Raw genomic sequence first — 22,837 nt, 5'->3', positions numbered from 1 at the left:
ATGCCCAGATACGAGTATCGCTGCCGGGAGTGCGGAACGACCTTCGAGCGCAGCCGCCCGATGGCCGAGTCCGGTGCGCCCGCGAACTGCCCCGAGGGGCACCCGGACACGGTGAAGTTGCTGTCCACGGTCGCAGTCGGCGGAAGCGCCTCGGCCGCCGCGTCCGCCCCCGCCCCCAGTGGCGGAGGCGGAGGCGGCTGCTGCGGTGGCGGCTGCTGCGGCTGACATCCGGAGTGCGGGGCGGGCGCGTCAGCTCTCGCGGGCGGGCGCGTCAGCGATCAGGGGTGGCGCGTCAGTTCTCGGTGACGAGGCGGAGCGCCTCCTGCAGGATGCGCTCCCCCGCGGCGACTCCGCGTTCCTCCAGGGCCGTGACGTGCGGGGCGTTCCAGCCGGTGTCGGCGAGTTCGCCGTGGCCGGGACGCCAGCCGAGGTCGGCGTGCAGCAGCAGGTCGGCGTCGAGCAGCGAGTCGCCCGCCGCAGCGGTCCGGCCCGCGCCCGTGCGGCGCGCCACCTCGGCGACCGCGGCGCTCTTCGTCAGCGGGCGGGGCACGGCGTAGATCTTGCGGCCCTGGACGGAGACCGTCCAGCCGCGCGGCTCGCACCAGGCGGCCAGTTCCTTGGGCCAGCTGACCGGCAGCCGGTCCCGGTCCACCACCAGGTAGCAGAACAGGTCCTCCGCGACACGCTCCTTGAGCAGCCACTCCGGTCCGGCCGTCCGGCGCAGGTGCTCGCGCACCTCGGCCAGCGGCGCGCAGGCGTCGCCGAGCCGCCGGGCGACGTCCCGCTGCCAGTCCTCGTCGGACACGCCGTCCACCAGCAGGTGGCCGCCGTTGGCGCAGATCGCGTAGCGGGGCACGCGGCCGGGCAGGTGGATGCGGCCGTACTGCTCGCGGGTGCGGGTGGTGGTCGGTACGAAGACGGTCTGCCCGGCGACCTGCGGCAGCAGCGCCGCCGCCGCCTCCGTGACGTACGACAGCGGTTTGGACTGGTAGACCTCCACGCACAGCAGCCGGGGTGCGTCGGCGTCGGGCATGCTCAGGGCGAGCGCGGCCGAGGAGTAGACCAGCGTGCGGTCCAGGTCGCTCGCGAACAGGGTGACCGGGCCGGGGATGCCGATCGGTCGGGTGCGGGCGGGGGCGCCGGCAGTGCCGGGCGCCCCGGACGTGGGGGACGTGGCGGGGCTCTGCGGGGCGCTCATCGGGCGGCCTTTCCGTCGGTTCCGGTCGCCCCGCGGGTGTAGCGGGGATGGATGAGGCCGACGCAGCTGTAGGGCAGGTCGCCGACCTCCTCGACGGGCACGCCGCGCTGATCGGCGAGCAGCCGCACGTGGTCGAGGTCGCGTCCGGCACCGCGCCGCGCGAGGATGCGCCACGGTACCCGGCGCAGCAGCACGCGGGTGGTCTCGCCCACGCCGGGCTTCACCAGGTTGACGTCACCGATGCCGTACTCCTCGCTGATGCGTTCCACCGCGCGCCAGCCCGCCCAGGTGGGGCTGCGGTCGGTGGTGAGCAGCTGCCGGGCTGCCTGGGCGGCCTCGTCCGCGACGGCCGGGAAGTGCTCGGTGACGGCGGTGAGGAAGTGGCCGGAGAGGTCGTCATCGGCCAGCTCCCGGTAGAACTTCGCGCCGTGGAAGTCGTCCGGTCCCACCAGGTCCGCGCGCAGCACCGTGCGCGAGACGAGCCCGGAGACGGTGGAGTTGAGGCACGCGGAGGGGATGAGGAAGTCCTCGCGGGTGCCGAAGGTGCGCACGCAGCCGCCCGGGTCGGCCAGGACCGCCAGGGACGGGTCGAAGCCGGGGAAGGGCGCCAGGGCGTCGGTGAGTTCGCGGGTGATGGCGCCCTTGCCGGTCCAGCCGTCGACGAAGACGACGTCGGCGGGGTCGTGGTGCTCGGCGAGCCAGCGCATCGCGGTGGTGTCGATGCCCCTGCCGCGCACGATGGACACCGCGTAGTGCGGCAGGTCCGTGCTGTGCCGGTGCTGCGCCCAGCGGCGCATCAGCACCCCGACGGGAGTGCCGGCCCGCGCGAGGGAGACCAGCACCGGGCGGGCGCCCGGGCGCTCGCGCGCGTGCTCGCTCAGCACCGTCTCGGTGACGGTGCCGACGGCGTGCGCGATGCGCTTGGCGGAGTCCGCCAGCGCGTCGTGGAACAGCTGCTGGTACTCGGCGCTGGGCTGGTACTCGACCGGCAGCGACTCGGCGTAGTGCGCGCCGCCGCTCTGGATGGCCTCCTCACGTTCCTCGGTGGGGGCCTCCAGGCGCACGTCGGAGAGGTCCTGGAGCAGCCAGCCGCACTCGTCGGCCCGGTAGGAGGAGAAGGCGGGGCCGCGCAGCGGCTGCGGCAGCCGCGACGGGGCGGGGAGCACCGCGAGCACCACGCGGCCCGTGTGGGCGCCGAGCCGGGCGAGCAGCCCGTCCGCCGCGTGCAGCGCCGGGGTGTCGCCGGCCGCGTCGGCCACCACCACCACGGCGTCCCAGGGGCCGGTGGCCTGCACGTTGTAGGCGAAGCGCGGTCCGGGGCCGTCGGCGGGGTCGTCGTGCGCGGGGAAGCTCAGCCGGCTGCGGATCGCGTAGCCGGGATCGTCGACCGGGAGCACCGGGGAGCGGGTGGTGGTGGAGTAGCGGATCTCCGCGTCGGTCGCGCCGCTGAGCGCGTCGGCGAGGCGCAGCGGGACGTACATCAGCTCCTCGGTGCCGAGGACGAGCACCCGCGCGGCGCCGGCTGGCAGGGCGGCGGCGAGCTGCTCGGCGAGCGCGGGCAGTGCGGCCTCCAGCCGGGTCCGGTGCACGGAGTTGAAGCCGTGCCGGCCGCCGTCCGGTACGCCCGACGGCCAGTCAAGTTCGGCGCGGACCACGTCGCCTGGCGGCGCGCCGGTGTCTGCTTCATGCTCGGCTGGGAGGGGCTGGGCGGCGACGAGGGCGGCGGCGCGGTCCAGGACGTCGTCCGGCAGGCCGACCGTGCCGCGGGCGAGCGCCACCACGTCGATCCGGGCGCCGAGGTCGGCGGCGAACTTCTCCAGGGCGCGCACGTCGTCGGCCGACCGCATGTCCACCAGCGTGACGACGACGTACCGGCGTCGGGGGAAGGCGCTGTGCAGCGCGGAGAGCGTGTTGCGGATCGTGCGGCCGGTGGAAAGCTCGTCGTCCACCAGCACGAGCGGGCCGTCACCGGTCAGCAGCAGCGGGTCCTGCGGCAGCAGCAGGTGAGAGGTGTGGTGCGAGTGCTCCTCCTCGAAGCCCCCCACCGGCGGGCGGCCCGGGACGGGGCGCCGCGTCGAGTGCAGGTAGGGCGCGTCCCCGAGGCCGTCGGCGACGCAGTGGCCCAGGCCCGTCGCCGTCTCCGCGTAGCCGAGCACCACGGCACGCGCGGACTCGGCCTCGCCGAGGAGTTCCCGCACGCGGTGGCCCAGGCCCAGCGCGGTGCCGTACACGGTGGCCGGCTGCTGCGGCACGTGCTTGCCGAGCACGTTGGAGACCAGCAGGTGGGCCCGCTTCGGATTGCGCCGCAGCGCCATCCCCAGCAGGTCCTTCGTGCCGTCACCGGTCAACTCGACGCCGAGCCGTTCGGCGACCCATGTGCCTGTCCACACCACGCTGTTGTTCCCGTCCTTCGTCCTGTCCGTCCCGCCGCTGCGCGCGGGGGCGGTACCGCTCTCACTGCTCGTACGTCCTTGCCGTGCCGGTCGCGCGGTTCACTTGATGCTGGCCGCCAGCAGGTCGACGAAGTCCACGTCCTCGCGGGCGACCCCGAACACCTCGGCCCGCAGCAGCGTGCGCTCGGCCCACGCCCGGTGCGGCTTCACCTCGTTCATCTTGTTGGTGTACGCCGACCGCAGCACCCCGCCGCCGTTGCACGCCGGGCGCAGTATGTCGCTGGCGTCGCTGAACTCCTCGTGGCTGACGACGGACAGGGCGTGCACGGGCGCGACGTGGGAGGGGTGGATGCAGGTCTTGCCCTGGAGACCGTTGACGCGGTCGAGCTGGATCTCCCGCAGCAGCCCGTCCATGTCGTGCTCGATCAGGCCCGCCCGCAGCTCCTCGGCGCCGCGGCCGGCGAACGGGCTGCGGCGGAGCTGCGGCTTGAACATGCGCTGCTGGAGGCGGAAGTACTCCCACACCGGCCCGGTGACGGTGAATCCGCTGCCGTCGTACCGGCCCAGCACGTTGACCACGTCAGCGATGACGGTGGCGATCAGCTTGACGTCGTAGGCGGTCATCTCCGGTGGCCGGCGCAGCCCGTAGGAGGAGCAGAAGTCGGTGACGCCCAGGCGGATCGCGAGAATCCGGTCGCGGTACTTGCCCACGGCCCGTGCCACGCCGGAGAGCGTGCCGGGACGCGTCTCCAGGTACAGCAGTTCCGGCGACTCCAGTACGGGCATCGCGAACAGCCGCCGTCCGCAGGCGGACTCGGCCACGGTGAGCGCCTCCAGGAACGGGATGCCGCGGTCCTCGGTGAACTTCGGCAGCACAAAACCGGAGAGCACCGCGACGGCAGGCCCGAGGCGGTCGACGAGGTCGGTGATCTGCCGCGGTTCGCGGACCCGGACGAACAGCAGCGGCACGTCCTCCGGCGACGCCCCCTCCCCCGCATGCAGGGCGGAGAGCTGCCGCACGAGGTTGTCCTCGGCCGCAGCCACCTCGTCGTCGGCGATCGAGTCCTCCAGGCACAGCACCATCGACACCACGCCGCAGGACGCCTGCTTGACGATGTCCGCGGCGAGCCGCGGCCGGGTCGCCGGGCTGTACAGGGTGGCTCCGAGAGCGACGGAGAGGACGCGGGCGGGCGAGTCGGGACAGAAATCGGCAGGTTCCTGATGGAACAGGTCATGCCGGACATCACGCGTGAGATGTCTGAAGTGACGCATGGGCCCCCGTTTCGCTGATGTTCGCCGGGCTCGCTCATGAGGGCCCGACCGGCAATCGTACGTGCGGTCCCCGAGCGCGAGTTCCCTCGCTCGTGAAGACCTCGTTACCGGCACCTTGTGCCCAGGTGTCCCGGAAGTACCCCGGCACCCCGGGTGCACGTCCCGGCGCGCGACGTGACGAACGCCCCTGTTCCTGCGGGACGCGCGGTCCCCCGCGTTGTCGTCCGCCGCGTGCGGAGGGCAGGATGACGCCATGACGCACGCCATGGCGAAGGGCTCGAACATCCAGCTGCACGCGGAGGCCGTGCGTGTGGTGCTGCGCTGGACGTCGGGGCCGGCCACCCCCGACGTGGACGCCTCCGCGCTGCTGCTGGCCGACCACGGGCAGGTGCGTTCCGACGAGGACTTCGTCTTCTACAACCAGCCGCGGCACCCCTCGGGCCTGGTCCGCCACCTTGCAAAGTCCCGGGACGCGGACGGAGTCGCGGACACCGTGGAGGTCGACCTCGCCGCTCTGGACGAGGGGGTCGACCGCGTTCTGCTGTCCGCCTCGGCGGACGGCGGCACGTTCGCCGACGTGGCCGGCGGCCTGCGGCTGCTGCTGTGCGACGCGGCCGGCGGCGAAGCCCTGGCCTGCTTCGACATCGAGCCGGAGACCGGCGCGGAGACGGCCCTGATCTGCGGCGAGCTGTACCGGCGGGCCGGGGGCTGGAAGTTCCGTGCGCTGGGGCAGGGCTACACCAGCGGGCTTGTCGGCCTGGCCACCGAGTTCGGCGTCTTGGTGGAGGACGGCGAGGAGCCCTCGGCCGGCGGCGTGGACGGCCCCACCGTCCCCGAGCCCCGCGAGCCCGTCCACGGGACCGTGCCGGAACCGCCCGACGAGCCGCCGATGCCGGAGCCCGATCCGGTGCCGCAGCCCCAACCGGAACCCGTTCCCGAACCCGAGCCGCAGCCCGTCCCCGCGCCCGAGCCGCTCCCCGTGCCCAGCCCGCACCCGACGGTGCCGTCGGCGCCCGCCGGCGGCTACGGCTACCCCAGCCCCCCGCCACACGCCCCGCAGCCGGGCTACGGCTACCCGCAGCCCGTGCTGGGCGCGCAGCCCGCGTACGGCTACCCGCAGCCGGACCCCGCGTTCACCCTGCCCCCGCAGGGCCCGCAGTTCGTCAACCGCTGAGGCCCGGAACCGCTGTCCCGCCCACCGGCCGGGGCGGCTGCCCGGGTCAGTGGCGGGTTGTCGACTTGTAGCCCCGCCCCCAGGTCAGACCCCAGCCGTACAGGCGGTCCAGGTCGGCCTGGAAGCCGTAGACGTACCGCACCTCGCGGCGCACGATCAACTCGCCCTTCTCGTGCTCCATCATCAGTACCGCGCAGGACCGCGCGTCCGGGGCCCGTTCGTCGAGGCCGACCTCGACGTGCGGGCCGCTGCTGGGCACCAGGGTGACGACGGCGTGCGTCCGGTCGAACGCCGGTGTGCCGTCGTAGATGTAGACGAAGACCAGGAGCCGCTTGATCTGCTCGCTCTGGTCGAGGTTGACGTAGATCGTCTCGCCCGAGCCGGAGCCGAACCGGTCGTCGCCGCTCAGCTTCACGAAGGGCGGCTCGTTCATCGCGCCGTAGAACCCGCCCAGCGGCTGGACCACGCCCTTGGTGCCGTCCGCCAGCTCGTACAGGCAGGCCAGGTCCAGGTCCACGTTCACCATGCCCTGGGTGTGGGCGTGCACCGGCTCCGGCTTGAGCAGTTGCAGCGGATGCCGCAGCGACCCGCGGCGGCGCGGGCGCTCGGTGAAGTCGGCGGCCCGCATCCGCCACGACAGGTTGATGCGCATGGTGCCGTTCTCCGCGCCCTGCTCGGTGAGCGAAAGCCGCGGGTACCTCTTGGTCAGCTCGATCGCGTACGTCGAGGCGCCTCCGACCGTGTCGAACCTCGGCCCCCGGCTGCCGCCACCACTCCTGAAGTGCTCCCACAACGAGACCACGTGTGCCCCCAATCCCCAGCGCCCACCAGCGGACAGACGAAACGGGGCGGCCGCCCGCCGCACCGTCCAAGGCTTCCGGAGCCTCGGACGGCACGTGTCGGCCGCCCCGTGGAGAGCGTTCCGCAATCAGCGGGCGGTGACACCCGCTTTACCCGGCGTTCACACGCCGGAGGTCACTTTCGACTGCTTCGTCGAGTTTCCGCCGTCCCCGCCGTCCCCGTCGTCGGCCGCGGCCCTGAGCCGGTTGTACCGCAGCGAGGAGTAGAAGGAGAGTCCGATGAGGGCGACCCCGATGAAGCCGGTGATGACCTCGTGGATCTCCCAGCGGATGGTGATGAGCAGGATGCTGGCGAGCGCGCCGATGGCGTAGTGCGCGCCGTGCTCCAGGTAGACGTACTCGTCGAGCGTGCCCTGCCGCACCAGGTAGACGGTGATCGACCGGACGTACATCGCGCCGATGCCCAGGCCCAGCGCCATCCAGAAGATGTGGTTGGTGATGGCGAAGGCACCGATGACGCCGTCGAAGGAGAACGAGGCGTCCAGCACCTCGAGGTAGAGGAAGAGGAAGAACGCCGCCTTGCCGGCGACACCCACCGCGGTCGGCTGCGTGCCGGACCGCTTGGCGGCCTCCGCGGCCTCGTGCTCGCGCTCCTCGTCCTCCTCCAGCTTGCTCTCGAAGTGCCCGGAGAGACCACCCACCACGAGGTAGGTGATGAGTCCGGCGATACCGGCGAGCATCACCGTGGAGGACTTGTCGGCGTGACCGCCGTACTGGTGCGCGACGGTCGCCAGGGTGGTGGCCGTGGTGAGCAGGATGATCAGCGCCAGGCAGACCGAGAGGCCGTCGATGCGGCCCAGTCGGGACAGCGGGCGCTCCAGCCACGGCACCCAATGGTGCTCACGCTCGTCGAAGATGAAGTTGAGGAAGATCATCAGCAGGAACATGCCACCGAACGCGGCGATCGCCGGGTGCGCGTCGGTGACGATCTGCTCGTAGACCTGCGGCTCGCGCATGGCCAGCTGGACGGCCTCGATGGGACCGAGCTGGGCGGTGACGGCGACGATCGCGACGGGGAACACCAGCCGCATACCGAAGACCGCGATCATGATGCCGATGGTGAGGAAGATCTTCTGCCAGAAGGCGTTCATCCTCTTCAGCACACCGGCGTTGACGACGGCGTTGTCGAAGGACAACGAGATCTCCAGCACGGACAGGATCGCCACCACCGCGAAGCCCGTCCACCCCCAGAAGTACGCCGCGAAGGCCAGTCCCGCGGCGGTGACGCCGAAGGACCAGCCGAAGGTTCTCAGAACCACTGGTTACCCAATCTCTCGCAAGGAGATCCCCCGCGCACCGGGCGCGCGGCCGGGCCGCGGTGCGCGGTCCGTCTCACGTGACGTTGACGCCGAAGTCTAGAGCGATGCCCCGCAGTCCCGACGCGTACCCCTGACCCACTGCACGGAACTTCCACTCGCCGCCGTACCGGTACAACTCCCCGAAGATCATCGCGGTCTCGGTGGAGGCGTCCTCGGTGAGGTCGTAACGAGCCAGCTCAACGCCGTCGGCCTGGTTCACCACGCGGATGTACGCGTTGCTGACCTGACCGAACGTCTGCCGTCTGGCGTCGGCGTCGTGAATCGACACCGAGAAGACGATCTTGTCCACGTGGGCGGGGACGGCCGGCAGGTCCACCAGGACTGTCTCGTCGTCGCCACCGGTGCCGCCGACCAGCTCGTCGCCGGTGTGCTCGACCGAGCCGTCGGGGCTCTTGAGGTTGTTGTAGAAGATGAAGTACTCGTCACCGAGGACCCGGCCACCCGCGCACAGGAGCGCGCTGGCGTCCAGGTCGAAGGCCGCGCCGGTGGTCGCCCGGGCCTGCCAGCCCAGTCCGACCTGCGCCTGCGTGAGGTTCGGCGCTGCCTTCGAAAGGGAGACGTTGCCCCCCTTGGCGAGCGTGACACCCATGTGCTGTTTCCTCTCCCCGATGTGTGGTGACAAGTCTGGCCCAACCGGTCGGCGCCGCACACCTCCGTACCGGGAAGTCTGCGGCGCCGACCACTGTTGGGATACTGAACCGGTCAACGCCGGGCCGGTCGGCGCCGGCGACCGAGCGGCCCGCGCGCGAGGGGCGGACCGGCGGACCCGCTGCTCAGACGTTGACCCCGAAGTCCTGCGCGATGCCGCGCAGACCGGAGGCGTAGCCCTGGCCGATGGCACGGAACTTCCACTCCGCACCGTGCCGGTACAGCTCACCGAAGACCATGGCGGTCTCGGTGGAGGCGTCCTCGGTCAGGTCGTAGCGGGCCAGCTCGTTGTTGTCGGCCTGGTTCACCACGCGGATGTAGGCGTTGCGGACCTGGCCGAAGCTCTGCTGGCGGGCCTCCGCCTCGTAGATCGACACCGGGAAGACGATCTTCTGCACGTCGGCGGGCACACCCGCGAGGTTGACCTTGATGACCTCGTCGTCGCCCTCGCCCTCACCGGTGAGGTTGTCACCGGTGTGCTCGACCGAGCCGTCGGGGCTCTTGAGGTTGTTGAAGAACACGAAGTTCTGGTCACCCGCGACCCGGCCCTCGGCGTTCGTCAGCAGGGCGCTGGCGTCGAGGTCGAACTCGGAGCCCGTCGTCGTCCGGGCGTCCCAGCCCAGAGCCACGACCACGGCCGTCAGGTTCGGGGCTTCCTTGGTCAGCGAGACGTTGCCGCCCTTGCTGAGGCTGACTCCCACAAGTCCTCCAATAGGTATTGATCAAGGAGCACCGTGTGCCCCCTTGTGTCATGGATGCCGTCTGTGCAACGAGCCGGTTCCGGTGATCGGTTCCCGGAGCCGTCGTCACAGTTGCTTGAGTGCCTGCACGTACGTGTGCGGGTCGCGGGCGTCGGACATGCCGTGGACCACGCTCCAGCGCACCAGGCCCTCCTTGTCGATGACGAAGGTGCCGCGCAGCGCGCAGCCCTTGCGCTCATCGAGGACCCCGTACGCCCTGGCCGTCCCGCCGTGCGGCCAGAAGTCCGACAGCAGGGGGAACTCCAGCCCTTCCTGCTCGGCGAAGACCCGAAGGGCGAACGGGGAGTCTGTGGAGACCGCGAGCAGCTGCACCTCGTCGTTGACGAAGGCGGGCAGCTGGTCCCGCAGCGCGGTCAGCTCACCGGTGCAGACACCGGTGAAGGCGTACGGGTAGAAGAGCAGGACGACGTTGCGGCGGTCCCGGTAGGAGGAGAGCGCCACGGCCTCTCCGTGCTGGCTCCGCAGTTCGAAGTCCGGGGCCCGGTCCCCCACCGCGACGGGCGGGTAACCGGCGGGGCTCGCGGCGCCCGCAGCGTCTGGCGTGCTCGCGCTGGTGCCGACTGCACTGCCGACCTCGAGTGCCATGCGGCGGTCCCTTCGTTGGGGCACAGGATGACCGTGCCACCCTATGCCCCGGCCGGGTCGCATCGGCCGGGGACTTCCACGCAGAGCTGGAAGCCCTGTCCGTGACAGCCCCCGACTGGGCGTGCCCCCGGCGGACATCCGCCAGGGGCACGCATCGTTCTCGGGCGGACCGAGCCGCCGTGCGGTTCAGCCCCTGCCGGCCCGACTGGTGTTCGGGGTGACAAGGCGGCTGCCCGTCCAGTCCTTGCCGACGTTCAGCGGCTTGGTCTGCTGCAGTCCGGCGGTCTGGGCGGCTTCGCCGATCTCACTGGGTTCCACGTAGCCGTCACGGCCGGTCTTGGGCGTCATCAGCCAGAGGGGAGCTCCCTCGTCGACCAAGCCGATGGCGTCCACCAGCGCGTCCGTCAGGTCGCCGTCCTCATCGCGGAACCACAGCACCACGGCATCTGCAAGGTCGTCGTATTCCTCGTCGACCAGCTCACTGCCCGTGATGGCCTCGATTCCCTCCCGGAGGGCCTGCTCGGTGTCGTCGTCGTAGCCGAGCTCCTGGACCACCTGTCCGGGCTGGAAACCCAGCCTCGCGGCTGGGTTGGTCCGCTCCTCCGCGTGGTCCGCGGTCGCGCTCACGGATTGCCTCCTGACATCTTTCGAAAGTACGGGGGTTCCCCGCGCGGGCGCGAGGTACTTGGGCGTAGTCCACACGTGCCGGGCGGATCGCGCAAGTACCCGACCGTCTATCCCGCCCAAACGTTGACGTCTCGCCCTACAAGGCGCATCCCACAGTGATCCGCACCACAGTGTTCCGCCCGGGCCGGGGCGGCGCCACTCCGGGGCTGCCGGGCAGGGCCGAACGGCCGTACACCGGCTGAGAGGGAGGTGGGCGTAAGGTTGCGGTTTGGCCGTCCGTCGAGCCGAGCGTGCTCGGCGGTCCCCCGCGACGACCGTTCGCGGTTACCTCCCGGTAGAGATGACGTAAGCGCCACAGCGGTCCACGATGGGAGTCGGCGCGACATCAGCAGAGCAAGACCGACCAGCGAAGGAACAGCGTGGCTTCCGGATCCGATCGCAACCCGATCATCATTGGCGGCCTTCCCAGCCAGGTCCCGGATTTCGATCCCGAGGAGACCCAGGAATGGCTCGACTCGCTCGACGCAGCCGTCGACGAGCGGGGCCGGGAACGTGCCCGCTATCTGATGCTTCGCCTCATCGAGCGCGCCCGCGAGAAGCGTGTGGCCGTGCCGGAGATGCGCAGCACGGACTACGTCAACACCATCCCGACCAAGGCCGAGCCGTTCTTCCCCGGTAACGAGGAGATCGAGCGCAAGGTCCTGAACGCGACCCGCTGGAACGCGGCCGTGATGGTCTCCCGTGCGCAGCGCCCCGGCATCGGCGTGGGCGGGCACATCGCCACCTTCGCCTCCTCGGCGTCGCTCTACGACGTGGGCTTCAACCACTTCTTCCGCGGCAAGGACTTCGGCGACGGCGGAGACCAGATCTTCTTCCAGGGGCACGCCTCCCCCGGTATCTACGCCCGCGCCTACCTGCTGGACCGCCTCACCGAGGAGCACCTCGACGGCTTCCGGCAGGAGAAGTCCAAGGCGCCCAACGGTCTCTCCAGCTATCCGCACCCGCGGCTGATGCCGGACTTCTGGGAGTTCCCGACCGTCTCGATGGGCCTCGGCCCGATCGGCGCGATCTACCAGGCGCGGATGAACCGCTACATGGAGGCGCGCGGTATCGCCGACACCTCCAAGTCGCAGGTGTACGCCTTCCTCGGCGACGGTGAGATGGACGAGCCGGAGTCGCTCGGCCAGCTGTCCCTGGCCGCGCGCGAGGGCCTGGACAACCTCACCTTCGTCGTCAACTGCAACCTGCAGCGCCTGGACGGCCCCGTCCGCGGCAACGGCAAGATCATCCAGGAGCTGGAGTCGCAGTTCCGCGGCGCCGGCTGGAACGTGATCAAGCTGGTGTGGGACCGCTCCTGGGACCCGCTGCTGGCCCAGGACCGGGACGGCGTGCTGGTCAACAAGCTGAACACCACTCCCGACGGCCAGTTCCAGACGTACGCCACCGAGACGGGCGCCTACATCCGCGACCACTTCTTCGGCGGGGACCACCGGCTGCGCTCGATGGTCGAGGACATGACCGACGAGCAGATCCTGCACCTCGGCCGCGGCGGCCACGACCACCGCAAGGTGTACGCGGCGTACAAGGCGGCCAAGGAGCACAAGGGCCAGCCCACCGTGATCCTGGCGCAGACGGTGAAGGGCTGGACGCTCGGCCCGAACTTCGAGGGCCGCAACGCCACGCACCAGATGAAGAAGCTGACCGTCGAGGACCTCAAGCGGTTCCGCGACCGGCTTCACATCCCCGTCTCCGACAAGGAGCTGGAGAGCGGCGCACCGCCGTACTACCACCCCGGGCGCGAGTCCGAGGAGATCCAGTACATGCACGACCGCCGGCGGGAGCTGGGCGGTTACGTGCCGACGCGAGTCGACCGGTCCAAGCCGCTGGCGCTGCCTGGCGACAAGACGTACGCGACGGTCAAGAAGGGCTCCGGCCAGCAGGAGATCGCCACCACCATGGCGTTCGTCCGGCTGCTGAAGGACCTCATGCGGGACAAGGAGATCGGGCGGCGCTTCGTACTGATCGCCCCCGACGAGTACCGCACGTTCGGAATGGACTCGTTCTTCCCCTCGGCGAAGATCTACAACCCCCTGGGGCAGACCTACGAGTCGGTGGACCGCGAGCTGCTGCTGGCGTACAAGGAGTCGCCGAACGGGCAGATGCTGCACGACGGCATCTCCGAGGCAGGCTGCACCGCCTCGCTGATCGCGGCCGGCTCGGCCTACTCCACGCACGGCGAGCCGCTGATCCCGATCTACGTGTTCTACTCGATGTTCGGTTTCCAGCGCACCGGTGACCAGTTCTGGCAGATGGCCGACCAGCTCTCCCGCGGGTTCGTGCTCGGCGCCACCGCCGGCCGCACCACCCTGACCGGTGAGGGCCTGCAGCACGCCGACGGCCACTCGCAGCTGCTCGCTTCGACGAACCCCGCGTGTGTGGCCTACGACCCGGCGTTCGGGTTCGAGATCGCGCACATCGTCAGGGACGGCCTGCGGCGGATGTACGGCGAGAACGCCGAGGACGTCTTCTACTACCTGACCGTCTACAACGAGCCGACGCGGCAGCCCGCCGAGCCGGAGGACGTGGACGTCGAGGGCATCCTCAAGGGCCTCCACCGCTACCGGACCGGTGAGCGCGGCCGGCACGCCGCCCAGATCATCGCCTCCGGTGTGGCAGTGCCCTGGGCGCTGGAGGCGCAGCAGATCCTCGCCGACGACTGGGACGTCAAGGCCGACGTGTGGTCGGCGACCTCGTGGAACGAACTGCGGCGCGACGCCGTGGACGTGGAGCGGCACAACCTGCTCCACCCCGAGGAGGAGCAGCGGGTGCCGTTCGTCACCGGCAAGCTCCAGGACTGCGAGGGCCCGGTCGTGGCCGTCTCCGACTGGATGCGTGCGGTACCCGACCAGATCTCCCGCTGGGTGCCCAACCGCTACCAGTCGCTGGGTGCGGACGGCTTCGGCTTCGCCGACACCCGGGGGGCGGCCCGCCGCTTCTTCCACATCGACGCGCAGTCGATCGTGCTGGGCGTGCTCACCGAGCTGGCCAAGGACGGACTGATCGAGCGTTCGGCGCTGAAGCAGGCGCTGGACCGGTACCAGCTGACCGACGTCACGGCCGCGGACCCCGGTCCTGCGGGCGGCGACGCCTGAGTCCCGCGCGCACCGTAAGGTGGCCCCGGCCCGCAGGGTCGGGGCCACCGGTGTGTGCAGCCCCGACCGCACGACGCCGGCGCCGTGCGCGACCGGCCGGGGTGCGGGGAAGCCGTCGCGGAAGGGACTCACCAGATGCGGAACATGCGCAACGAAGCCGCGCGACTGCGTTGGGAACGCCGGACCCAGATCCCGCTGCTGCTGCTCGCGCTTGTCTTCGGCGTCGCCTACGCCGTGCCGATCGTGGCCACCGGGGCGGACTCCTGGGTGGTACGGCTGTGTTCCGCGGTGGAGTGGGCGGTGTGGCTGGCCTTCGGCGTCGACTACGCCGTCCGCCTGGTGTTGGCCGAGCAGCGGTGGCAGTTCGTGCGCCGCCACCCGCTGGCCCTGGCGGCGGTGGCACTGCCGCTGCTGCAGCCGCTCCGGTTGCTGCGCCTGGTGTCGGCGCTGCTGCTCGTGGGACAGCGCGCCAGGATGGCCTCCCAGGTCCAGCTGACGACCTACGTGGCGGGCACCTGCGCGGGACTGCTGATGTTCGGTTCGCTGGCGGTACTGGAGGTGGAACGGGGTGCTCCCGGTTCGACGATCCAGTCCCTGGGCGACGCGGTGTGGTGGTCCTTCACCACGATGACCACGGTCGGTTACGGGGACACGGCTCCGACCACGGGACTGGGTCGGGTGCTGGCGGTGGGGCTGATGCTCTCCGGCATCGCGCTGCTGGGAACGGTGACGGCGAACATCGCGGCCTGGTTCATCGCCCGGTTCGACCGGACCGACGACGAGGCGCAGCGGCAGACCGAGGCGCTGGTGCAGCTGACCGCCGAGGTCGGGCTGCTGCGGGCCGAGGTGGCCGCGCTGTCGGCGGATCACCGTTCCCACACCTTGAAGGCCCGCACCACGTGCGGGGAATCCGGCGCCCATGTCCCCGAGGGATAGGTGCGGAAGTCGGCCGTCTCCGCACACCACTCGCTGCGGTAGGTGGTGACGGGGCGGCCGGTGCGGTTGGCCACGGCGGCGGACCTCGCAGCGGCGGGCAGGGTGACACACTCCCCGGCGGCTACCTTCCGCGGTGCGAAGGTGTGCCGTCGACCGGTGAAGCCGCGCCCGGTCCACAGGCACAGCCGTCCCGTCTCGCACGGACCGAGGCGGGGCGCGTCCACGCTTGGCAGCGCGGCCCGTGAAGCGCCGCGCGCCGTCCTGGAGGGCTGCGGGGGAAGCCGGCGCACAGGCATCTCCATTCCCGGCTCGGGTTGCCGCTGCCGCTGCCCGGCTCGATCGGTTCTCCCAGGTGCTCGTGCGGCGGCGGCCGGGAGCGCTGCGGCCGGCTCGGCGGCGGGCGGGCCCGCGGCGGCAGGGAGAGCGGCAGTCGGAAGCGCGGTAGCGGCGGCTCTCGCGGGGGTGAAAGCTCCGCCCGGTGGCGGCGTGGCGGACGCCCCGGGGGCGATCAGCGGCAGCAGCGCCACCGCGCTGAGCACCGCCAGGACCATGGCTGCCGGAACAGCTGGGAACTTCGTCTTCTTCGTCATCTGCACCACTCCCCCGCGAAGGCCGATCCGGGGGCGACGCCGCCGGACACGACCCAGGCTCACCGCTTCCTCGGCGAACCGCCAAGAGCGAAGTGGCTGTTTCACCTGCACGGATGGCGGAGTTATGCACAGAAGCCAAGTTGTCCACAGGCCGCAGCGGGCAGTCGCGACCAGCCGGTAGCGTCCGCCGCAGTCCTAGCCGGTGCGGTCAGCACCACGGCGCGGACCGCACAGACGTGCGACCCGCCTGTCAGAGGGTCCGATGGCGGCCGAGGCTGCGGCGTAGCCGACGACACCCAGCAGGATCGCCTGCCGGTGCCCGAAGCGGTCACCGAGTTTCCCGGCGGTGATCAGGGAGACGGCGAGCGCCAGCAGACAGCCGTTGGCTATGCACGGTGGAGGAACTCAAGGAAGGAGAATAATGTCAGCCACTGCCAATTTGCACTTGGGTTCTCTGCCAGAGGCTGTCTCACAGCTCACAGCTAGGCTGTGGCGGCGCTACCAGTTGGAGGTGATGCGGAGTGACCGGTCTGCGCGAACGCAAGAAGCAGCGCACCCGGGACGCGCTGATCCGCGCGGCGCACGAGCTCTTCGTCTCCCAGGGCTACGAGCGGACCACCGTCGACGAGATCGCCGAGGCCGTGGACGTCTCCCAGCGCACCTTCTTCCGTTACTTCGCCGGCAAGGAGGAAGCCGCCCTCTTCCTGCAGGAGATGATCCAGCAGCGCTTCCTGGAGGACGTCGCCGCACGCCCCCCGCACGAGCCGCCGATGGCGGCGCTGGTCGGTGCTCTGGAGGACGGCTGGGACGGCATCGGGGAGGCCATCGCGGAGATCGTGCCGCTGGAGCTGCACCTGAGGATGTGGCGGCTCATCGAGACGACACCGTCCCTGGTCGCGGTGCATCTGCGGCGGGCCATGGAGATGGAGGAGCTCCTGGCGGAGACCGTCGCACGGCGGACCGGCGTGGATCCGGACACCGACCCGCGTCCCCGGGTGCTGGTGGCGGCTTTCTCCGGCGTGCTGCGCGTGGCCGTGCGGCGGTGGGGACTCAGCGAGGACCTGAGCGTCCAGGGGGCCCGCGAACGTACGAAGGAGTACCTGGCGCAGCTCGGCCCTGCGCTCACCTCCGACTGGGACTGAGAAGGCCGTCCCGGCCGCGGACCGGCAGACCCGCCGGCCCGCCGCCCGTCCTGACCGCAACGAGCCGGTGGCCGCCACGGCCTGCGGCACGCAGCAAGCGCCGCCGCTCTCCCCGTGCGCGCATTCCCGCCGGTGAAAAAGTGAGACACCTCACGCTCCCGTCGGGGAGTGAGCGGCGTCTCCTAAGGTGTGTCCCCAGTGAATTCCTTGTCCGACCTCGCAAGTCCCCTGCCCGGCGGCGCTCTCTCCGAGACCGACCTGACCGGCTCCACCGCCTGGCGCGTCCTGCTCACGCTGGCGGTGGTCCTCGTGCTGCTGGCCACCACGGGGTGGACGGCTCTGCAGAACCAGCACGCGAAGCCCGAACCGCGCGCGGTGGCCCTGACGGCATGGCAGAAGGACACACTCGGTGGTCGGCCGCTGCCCGCCGCCGACGCGGACCCGCGGGCGGTGAGCCGCTTCTTCGGCAAGCTCGACCAGCGCCGGCAGATGACGCTCGCCGAACGCCATCCGCTGGTCGTGGGCAACATGAACGGCGCACCGCTCCCCCTGCGCTACCGGGCGAACCGGGTCGCACTGACCGAGGCGGTGCACGTCGAGCGGGTCCGCCGGAACGACGAGCGGCTGTCGGAGACGGGCCGGCAGGACGCGGGCCGGCGCATGAACCGTTTCCTGTCCATGCTGCGGGACGGCCGGCAGATCCTCGCCTTCGACCCGTCGGGCCGGGGACGTGCCGCGGAGGTGTTCGGCGACCTGGGCACGGCCCGCCGCGTCTCGGTCGTGGTGCCGGGCGTGGACACCGAGCTGCTCACCTTCGAGAGGACGCAGCAGAGGTACTCCGCCCCTGTCGGCATGGCCCAGGCCCTGCACCGCAGCGAGCGCGCCGCGCGACCGGGACTGCCCAGCGCGACCATCGCCTGGGCCGACTACCGGGCCCCGCGCGGCGTGGGTGTGGACGCGGCGACCGGCGGCCTCGCCGAGCAGGGCGCGCAGCGGCTCAACGCGCTGCTGCGGGCACTGCCGGGCGGGTCCACCGTCGCGCTGATGTGCCACAGTTACGGCTCGGTGCTCTGCGGCGTGGCCGGGCGGGAGGCACCGGCGCGCGTGACCGACATAGCGGTGGCGGGCAGCCCCGGCATGCGTGCCGAGCAGGTCTCCGAGTTGGGCACACGGGCCCGGGTGTGGGCGATGCGCGCCGAGCACGACTGGATCGCCGACGTACCGCATCTGGAGTTCGGCGGCCTGGGGCACGGCACGGACCCGGTGTCACCCGGCTTCGGCGCCCGGCGGCTGAGCACCGAGGGCGCCACAGGGCACACGGGCTACTTCCGACCCGGATCCGGCAGCCTGCGCAACCTTGCGGCGATCGGCACCGGGGACTACACCTTGACCACACGTCTGTGACGCGCGTAGCGATACAAGGGGGGACGGGCGGGCGACCGCCGCTTACGATGAGCCATATGGGTGACGTACTGGCTGGAATTCACTCCACCTGGGAGTTCGACACCGACTCCGTGATCATCCGCTACGAGCGAGGGATACGCACGCCGAAGCTGTTCCACGTGCTGCGCGAGCGACGCATCCCCTACTCGGCGCTGAGCCGTGTGGAGGTGTCCGAGGGCTCCCGACGGGGAACGGTGGCGCTGCGGGCGGTGCCCCGGCCCGGAGCCGACCCGCTGCTCGACGCCGCGGACGGTCAGCTGAAGGAGAGCTGCGACCCGTACCGACTGCTGCTCCCGGTCGGCAAGCAGACCCTGGCCGAGTACTACGCCACGGAGCTGAGCAGCATGCTCGGCACGGACGCCGGCCAGCCCGCCGCCTCCCACCTCGTCGCACCCCCGGAGGCGCCTCTGCAGTTCAAGGCGTACGACGGCAAGGCGATGTTCGACGGGAAGTCCGTGGTGTTCCGCTGGTTCTGGACGGGCGCCTCGTCGGCGAAGTGGAAGGCCGGCGACCAGCGGTTCGCCATCGGTGAGCTGGCCGGAGTGGAGTGGCGGTCGCCCGACGCGCTCGGCGGCCACCTGCGGTTGCTGCGCCGCGGCGCGGACGCGCCGGACGAGCAGCCCGGCGAGCCCGACCAGGACCCGGCGACTGTCGTGTTCGGGTTGGGCTACGGCCTGGTCCACGAGTCCCTGCCGCTGGCCGCGGCCGTGCTGGCCGCGGTGCGCGACGCCGAGCCGGCTCCCGTGCTGGAGACGGCGGCAGCGGCTGGCGCGGGCCGGCCGGCTTCCGCCCGCCCCGGGCGCGCGGACCCCGCGGACATCGCCGACCGCATCCGGCACCTCGGCGAACTGCACGAGGCCGGGCTGCTGACCGACGGCGAGTTCTCGGCGAAGAAGGCGGACCTGCTCGCCGAACTGTGACCCGGAAGGACACCACGGGCGCAGGAGCACCACGGGCGCAGGAGGCAGCGCCACAGACGCAGGAGGCACCACGGGCGCGGCAGCCCGCAGCGGATGAGCCACGGGCGAGAAGTACGCCTCCGACGCAGCGGGCGCGCCTGCGAGACGACCGCCGGAGCCGTCAGTCCGCCTCGCAAGCGGCAGCGGGAGCGGCACCATCGGTAGGTGCGGCACCAGCAGTGGGCGCGGCGTCCGAGTAGAAGCCGATCTTGAGGTCGAGCACCGAGAGCGTGTCCTGGAGCTCGGCGATCCGGTGCCGCACGTCCGCCCGGGTCCGCACCAGCAACTGGCGCCGCTCCGCGAAGGTGTGCTCCCCTGCACGGACCAGCTCGGCGTAGCGGACCATGTCGGCGACCGGCATGCCCGTGAGCCGCAACTTGCCCACCAGGGTGAGCCAGTCCAGGTCGCGGTTGCTGAAGCGGCGCTGGCCGGTGTGCGAGCGGTCGATGTGCGGCATGAGGCCGATCCGTTCGTACCAGCGCAGAGTGTGGGCGCTCAGCCCGGTCCAGGCGGCGACCTCGCTGATGGTGTAGCGGTCCTCACCGTCCGGCCTGGGATGTCTCGGCGGGGCGGCGGCGCAGCGCTCCAGCGGGTTGTCAGCCGCGGGCAGCTCCGGCGGGTCTTGCGTCTGGGACTCCGTCACGGTCATGACTGTCCACGCTAAGCGGTTGGAGTGCACTCCAGGCAAGAGCCGGTCGGGGGTCGCGTTACGCTCGGTCCCATGGAGAGCCTGCGGATGATCGACAACTGGCCGGTGCCCAGCGCCGCTGCCGCCGTGGTGGCGGCGGACGGCCGCACGATCGGCCACCACGGCCCCGGCGAGCAGCGTTTCGCGCTGGCCTCGGTGACCAAGCCGCTCGCCGCCTACGCGGTGCTGGTGGCGGTGGAGGAGGGTGCGGTCGAGCTGGACGAGCCCGCCGGTCCGCCCGGTTCCACCGTGCGGCACCTGCTCGCCCACACGTCGGGGCTGGCCTTCGACGAGCACCGTTCGATGGCCGAACCCGGTGAGCGCCGGCTCTACTCCAACGCCGGCTTCGAGGTGTTGGGCGACCACCTCACCAAGGCCACCGACATCGCGTTCGCCGAGTACCTGCGCCAGGCGGTGCTCGAACCGCTCGGCATGACGGGTACCGAGCTGAACGGCTCGCCCGCCAAGGACGGCACGTCCACCCTGTTCGACCTGGTCAGGTTCGCCGCCGAGCTCCAGGCGCCGCGGCTGGTGTCGGCCGGGACGCTGGCCACCGCGACCTCCGTGGCGTTCCCGGGCCTGAAGGGTGTGCTGCCGGGTTACGGCCACCAGTCGCCGAACGACTGGGGCCTCGGCTTCGAGATCCGCGACGGCAAGTCGCCGCACTGGACCGGGCAGACCACCTCCCCCGCCGCCTTCGGCCACTTCGGCCAGGCCGGCACGTTCCTCTGGGTCGACCCGGACGCGGGGGCGGCCTGTGTGGCGCTCGCCGACCGCGACTTCGGGCCCTGGGCAGTAGAGGCCTGGCCGCCCTTCACCGACGCCGTGCTCGCCGAACTCGGCACCCCCGGCGGCTGACCTCGCCGAGGACTGCGGCGGTGCTGCGCCGAGGGTTGCGGCGCGGGCCGCGGCGGCGAGGCGCGCTCAGCCGTAGCGGGGCTCGGCGTGCATCTCCCAGATGAGGCATTCCGCCGGGCCGTGCGCGGCCAGCGCCAGCCCGTCCGGTGAGGTGGTCCGCAGCGCGTCGCCGCTGTCCAGCGTCTCGCCGTCCACGCACACCCGGCCCCGGGTCACCGACACGTGCACCCAGGGCGCCTGCGGCACCTCGGTGCGCTCGCCGTCGGCCAACCGCCTGACATGCAGCACCGCGTCCGTGCCGGGCAGTGCGTAGGGAGTGCCGTCGGCGATGCCGCGCACCACCTCGTACGCGGGTTCGGCGCCGAAGACCGCGGGGACGAGCCACATCTGGAGGAACGTCAGGGGTTCCGTGCCCTCGTTGCGTTCGCTGTGGCGGACGCCGGAGCCCGCGCTGAGGCGCTGCACGTCGCCGGGGCGGATCACCGTGGCCTGTCCGGTGGAGTCCTCGTGGGTGAGTTCGCCGGTCAGCACCCAGGTGACGATCTCCAGGTCGCGGTGGGGGTGCTCGGCGAATCCGGCGCCCGGCTCCAGCTGCTCCTCGTTGCAGGCGACGAGGAGGCCGAAGCCGGTGTTGTCCGGGTCGTAGTAACCGGAGAAGGAGAATCCGTGCCAGGTGCGGATGCCGGCTGCCCGGTCGCCGCCCGGATACCGCTGGTCCGCCCGCCGCACTTCTCGCATGCGCCCACCGTACTGCCGCGCCACGGCCCGCTCGCCGTACCCCGCACCCGCACCGGCGTCGCCCTCGCCTCGCGCCCGCACGCTCCGTGCGCACAGCCCTCATCTCACGCCCGCGCCACCCCACATGCACAGGCCCCACGCCTCGTCGCGTCACCCGCGCGGGCACCCGTGTCCCGGGCAGGCCGTTCCATGAGGCAGGCTTGTGCCGTGCCCGAACCTGCTGAGACCTCCCCGAAACCGACTCCGCCGCACCCGCACCCCGGGACGTTGCGGAGGCTGGAGCAGTCCTCCGGCAAGCTCGCCGCCGCGGCCATCGCGCGCATGGACGACCAGCTCTCGTGGTATCGCGCGATGCCTCCGGAGAACCGGTCCTGGATCGGCCTGGTCGCGCAGGCGGGCATCGCGGCGTTCACCGAGTGGTTCCGCCACCCGGAGGCGCCGACGGCCATCAGCACCGACGTGTTCGGCACCGCGCCGCGTGAGCTGACGCGGGCGATCACGCTGCGGCAGACCGTGGAGATGGTCCGCACCACGATCGAGGTCATGGAGTCGGCCATCGACGACGTCGCCGCGCCCGGCGACGAGTCGGTGCTGCGGGAGGCCCTGCTGGTCTACGCCCGGGAGATCGCCTTCGCCACCGCCCAGGTGTACGCCCAGGCGGCGGAGGCCCGCGGGGCGTGGGACGCACGGCTGGAGTCGCTGGTCGTCAACGCGGTGCTGTCCGGTGAGGCTGACGAGGGGGCGGTGTCCCGGGCCGCGGCGCTGGGCTGGAACGCGCCCGAGCACGTGGCGGTGGTGCTGGGCACGGCTCCCGACGGCGACAGCGAGCTGACCGTGGAGGCGATCCGCAGGGCCGCCCGGCACGCGAAGCTCCAGGTGCTCACCGGGGTCCTCGGCAACCGCCTGGTCGTGGTGGCGGGCGGCTCGGACGATCCGGTGAAGGCAGCCAAGTCCCTGATCGGCCCGTTCGCCGCGGGTCCCGTGGTGGCCGGCCCCGTGGTGGGCGACCTGCTCGCGGCGACCGGGTCGGCGCAGGCCGCGGCGGCCGGACTGCGGGCCTGTGCGGCATGGCCGGACGCGCCCCGGCCGGTGCTGGCAGACGATCTGCTTCCGGAGCGCGCCATGGCCGGTGACCCGGTGGCGCGGGACCTTCTGGTGGAGGAGATCTACAGACCGCTGGAGGAGGCGGGCTCGGCGCTGCTGGAGACTCTGAGCGTCTACCTGGAGCAGGCGAGCAGTCTGGAGGGCGCCGCGCGCATGCTGTTCGTGCACCCCAATACCGTGCGCTACCGGCTTCGACGTGTGACGGATGTCACCGGATGGTCACCCTCCGATGTACGCTCGGCGTTCACCCTGCGTATCGCGCTGATCCTCGGGCGTCTCGCCGATGACAACGGGCGGCTCCAGAGTTGACGGGCCGCTTTGTGGGGGGTCCACAATTCCCCCGACCGTTCTTCGTCTCGGTCCCCACCGGCGGGGACTGACGCTGACAAG

At 71.5% G+C, this 22,837-nt stretch carries 21 protein-coding genes; 9 read left to right on the top strand and 12 right to left on the bottom strand.

The features are described 5' to 3' along the window. Positions 1-225, top strand: a complete 225-nt coding sequence (locus QNO07_RS11220; protein WP_283991629.1) for an FmdB family zinc ribbon protein — start codon at positions 1-3, stop codon at positions 223-225. A gap of 67 nt (positions 226-292) precedes the next feature. Here QNO07_RS11220 and QNO07_RS11215 read toward each other — a convergent pair whose 3' ends face one another. From QNO07_RS11215 to QNO07_RS11205, 3 genes are all read right to left on the bottom strand, one after another. Continuing rightward, on the bottom strand, positions 293-1,198 hold the full coding sequence (locus tag QNO07_RS11215) for an HAD family hydrolase (RefSeq protein ID WP_283991628.1): 906 nt from the start codon (positions 1,196-1,198) through the stop codon (positions 293-295). After that, positions 1,195-3,588, bottom strand: a complete 2,394-nt coding sequence (locus tag QNO07_RS11210) for a phosphoribosyltransferase (protein ID WP_283991742.1) — start codon at positions 3,586-3,588, stop codon at positions 1,195-1,197. Before QNO07_RS11210 ends, QNO07_RS11215 begins: the two co-directional genes overlap by 4 nt. Before the next feature lie 102 nt (positions 3,589-3,690). Continuing rightward, complete coding sequence (locus QNO07_RS11205) at positions 3,691-4,863, bottom strand: HpcH/HpaI aldolase/citrate lyase family protein (protein ID WP_283991627.1); 1,173 nt, start codon at positions 4,861-4,863, stop codon at positions 3,691-3,693. A 253-nt stretch (positions 4,864-5,116) separates the two neighbouring features. Between QNO07_RS11205 and QNO07_RS11200 the strand changes: the two genes are divergently transcribed. Beyond that, positions 5,117-6,037, top strand: a complete 921-nt coding sequence (locus tag QNO07_RS11200) for a TerD family protein (protein WP_283991626.1) — start codon at positions 5,117-5,119, stop codon at positions 6,035-6,037. A 46-nt stretch (positions 6,038-6,083) separates the two neighbouring features. On the opposite strand, the gene QNO07_RS11195 is transcribed toward QNO07_RS11200, so the two are convergent. The 6 genes from QNO07_RS11195 to QNO07_RS11170 form a co-directional block, all read right to left on the bottom strand. Beyond that, the gene (locus tag QNO07_RS11195; RefSeq protein WP_283991625.1) at positions 6,084-6,839 is read right to left on the bottom strand and encodes a Tellurium resistance; all 756 of its coding nucleotides are present in this window, start codon (positions 6,837-6,839) and stop codon (positions 6,084-6,086) included. A gap of 159 nt (positions 6,840-6,998) precedes the next feature. Further along, positions 6,999-8,156, bottom strand: a complete 1,158-nt coding sequence (locus tag QNO07_RS11190) for a DUF475 domain-containing protein (protein WP_283991624.1) — start codon at positions 8,154-8,156, stop codon at positions 6,999-7,001. A 73-nt stretch (positions 8,157-8,229) separates the two neighbouring features. Then, a complete protein-coding gene (locus QNO07_RS11185; protein WP_283991622.1) occupies positions 8,230-8,805 on the bottom strand; it encodes a TerD family protein in 576 nt (191 codons plus the stop codon). A gap of 184 nt (positions 8,806-8,989) precedes the next feature. Then, positions 8,990-9,565 carry a TerD family protein gene (locus tag QNO07_RS11180; protein ID WP_283991621.1) on the bottom strand — a complete coding sequence of 192 codons (576 nt, stop codon included), beginning with the start codon at positions 9,563-9,565 and terminating at the stop codon, positions 8,990-8,992. Positions 9,566-9,670: 105 nt separating this feature from the next. Beyond that, positions 9,671-10,210, bottom strand: a complete 540-nt coding sequence (locus QNO07_RS11175) for a peroxiredoxin (protein WP_283991620.1) — start codon at positions 10,208-10,210, stop codon at positions 9,671-9,673. 186 nt (positions 10,211-10,396) lie between these two features. Beyond that, entirely contained in the window at positions 10,397-10,837 is a 441-nt protein-coding gene (locus QNO07_RS11170) for a DUF3052 domain-containing protein (RefSeq protein ID WP_283991619.1), read from the bottom strand. Positions 10,838-11,256: 419 nt separating this feature from the next. Between QNO07_RS11170 and aceE the strand changes: the two genes are divergently transcribed. Both aceE and QNO07_RS11160 read left to right on the top strand, forming a co-directional pair. Continuing rightward, on the top strand, positions 11,257-13,989 hold the full coding sequence (aceE, locus tag QNO07_RS11165; RefSeq protein ID WP_283991618.1) for a pyruvate dehydrogenase (acetyl-transferring), homodimeric type: 2,733 nt from the start codon (positions 11,257-11,259) through the stop codon (positions 13,987-13,989). A 144-nt stretch (positions 13,990-14,133) separates the two neighbouring features. Beyond that, a complete protein-coding gene (locus QNO07_RS11160) occupies positions 14,134-14,925 on the top strand; it encodes a potassium channel family protein (protein ID WP_283991617.1) in 792 nt (263 codons plus the stop codon). On the opposite strand, the gene QNO07_RS11155 is transcribed toward QNO07_RS11160, so the two are convergent. After that, on the bottom strand, positions 14,856-15,221 hold the full coding sequence (locus QNO07_RS11155; protein WP_349636829.1) for a peptidase inhibitor family I36 protein: 366 nt from the start codon (positions 15,219-15,221) through the stop codon (positions 14,856-14,858). The two genes, QNO07_RS11160 and QNO07_RS11155, sit on opposite strands and share 70 nt — an antisense overlap. A gap of 815 nt (positions 15,222-16,036) precedes the next feature. Here QNO07_RS11155 and QNO07_RS11150 point away from each other — a divergent pair. From QNO07_RS11150 to QNO07_RS11140, 3 genes are all read left to right on the top strand, one after another. Then, on the top strand, positions 16,037-16,657 hold the full coding sequence (locus QNO07_RS11150) for a TetR family transcriptional regulator (protein ID WP_283991616.1): 621 nt from the start codon (positions 16,037-16,039) through the stop codon (positions 16,655-16,657). A 198-nt stretch (positions 16,658-16,855) separates the two neighbouring features. Further along, a complete protein-coding gene (locus QNO07_RS11145) occupies positions 16,856-18,061 on the top strand; it encodes an alpha/beta hydrolase (protein WP_502961815.1) in 1,206 nt (401 codons plus the stop codon). Between the two features lie 56 nt (positions 18,062-18,117). Next, a complete protein-coding gene (locus QNO07_RS11140; protein WP_283991615.1) occupies positions 18,118-19,020 on the top strand; it encodes a DUF4429 domain-containing protein in 903 nt (300 codons plus the stop codon). 160 nt (positions 19,021-19,180) lie between these two features. Here QNO07_RS11140 and QNO07_RS11135 read toward each other — a convergent pair whose 3' ends face one another. Next, the gene (locus QNO07_RS11135; RefSeq protein ID WP_283991614.1) at positions 19,181-19,708 is read right to left on the bottom strand and encodes a MerR family transcriptional regulator; all 528 of its coding nucleotides are present in this window, start codon (positions 19,706-19,708) and stop codon (positions 19,181-19,183) included. 72 nt (positions 19,709-19,780) lie between these two features. Between QNO07_RS11135 and QNO07_RS11130 the strand changes: the two genes are divergently transcribed. Then, positions 19,781-20,605 (top strand): serine hydrolase domain-containing protein, encoded by an 825-nt coding sequence (locus QNO07_RS11130; RefSeq protein ID WP_283991613.1) that lies wholly within the window; start codon positions 19,781-19,783, stop codon positions 20,603-20,605. Between the two features lie 66 nt (positions 20,606-20,671). Here QNO07_RS11130 and QNO07_RS11125 read toward each other — a convergent pair whose 3' ends face one another. Further along, a complete protein-coding gene (locus QNO07_RS11125) occupies positions 20,672-21,343 on the bottom strand; it encodes a pirin family protein (RefSeq protein WP_283991612.1) in 672 nt (223 codons plus the stop codon). 207 nt (positions 21,344-21,550) lie between these two features. Between QNO07_RS11125 and QNO07_RS11120 the strand changes: the two genes are divergently transcribed. Continuing rightward, complete coding sequence (locus QNO07_RS11120) at positions 21,551-22,756, top strand: PucR family transcriptional regulator (protein WP_283991611.1); 1,206 nt, start codon at positions 21,551-21,553, stop codon at positions 22,754-22,756. The last annotated feature ends 81 nt before the right edge of the window (positions 22,757-22,837 follow it).

The sequence above is a fragment of the Streptomyces sp. 549 genome (genome assembly GCF_030124175.1).
In the GTDB taxonomy this organism is placed as follows: domain Bacteria; phylum Actinomycetota; class Actinomycetes; order Streptomycetales; family Streptomycetaceae; genus Streptomyces.
Note: the sequence above shows the minus strand (reverse complement) of the source record. Positions and strands in the feature narration are given on the sequence as shown.

Bases quoted from the DNA above. Each gene is read 5' to 3' on its own strand.
- QNO07_RS11175 (WP_283991620.1), bottom strand. From the start codon at position 10,210: ATGGCACTCGAGGTCGGCAGTGCAGTCGGCACCAGCGCGAGCACGCCA.
- QNO07_RS11205 (WP_283991627.1), bottom strand. From the start codon at position 4,863: ATGCGTCACTTCAGACATCTCACGCGTGATGTCCGGCATGACCTGTTC.
- QNO07_RS11135 (WP_283991614.1), bottom strand. From the start codon at position 19,708: ATGACCGTGACGGAGTCCCAGACGCAAGACCCGCCGGAGCTGCCCGCG.
- QNO07_RS11185 (WP_283991622.1), bottom strand. From the start codon at position 8,805: ATGGGTGTCACGCTCGCCAAGGGGGGCAACGTCTCCCTTTCGAAGGCA.
- QNO07_RS11220 (WP_283991629.1), top strand. From the start codon at position 1: ATGCCCAGATACGAGTATCGCTGCCGGGAGTGCGGAACGACCTTCGAG.
- QNO07_RS11155 (WP_349636829.1), bottom strand. From the start codon at position 15,221: ATGCCTGTGCGCCGGCTTCCCCCGCAGCCCTCCAGGACGGCGCGCGGC.
- QNO07_RS11215 (WP_283991628.1), bottom strand. From the start codon at position 1,198: ATGAGCGCCCCGCAGAGCCCCGCCACGTCCCCCACGTCCGGGGCGCCC.
- QNO07_RS11160 (WP_283991617.1), top strand. From the start codon at position 14,134: ATGCGCAACGAAGCCGCGCGACTGCGTTGGGAACGCCGGACCCAGATC.
- QNO07_RS11140 (WP_283991615.1), top strand. From the start codon at position 18,118: ATGGGTGACGTACTGGCTGGAATTCACTCCACCTGGGAGTTCGACACC.
- QNO07_RS11130 (WP_283991613.1), top strand. From the start codon at position 19,781: ATGGAGAGCCTGCGGATGATCGACAACTGGCCGGTGCCCAGCGCCGCT.
- QNO07_RS11200 (WP_283991626.1), top strand. From the start codon at position 5,117: ATGACGCACGCCATGGCGAAGGGCTCGAACATCCAGCTGCACGCGGAG.
- QNO07_RS11125 (WP_283991612.1), bottom strand. From the start codon at position 21,343: ATGCGAGAAGTGCGGCGGGCGGACCAGCGGTATCCGGGCGGCGACCGG.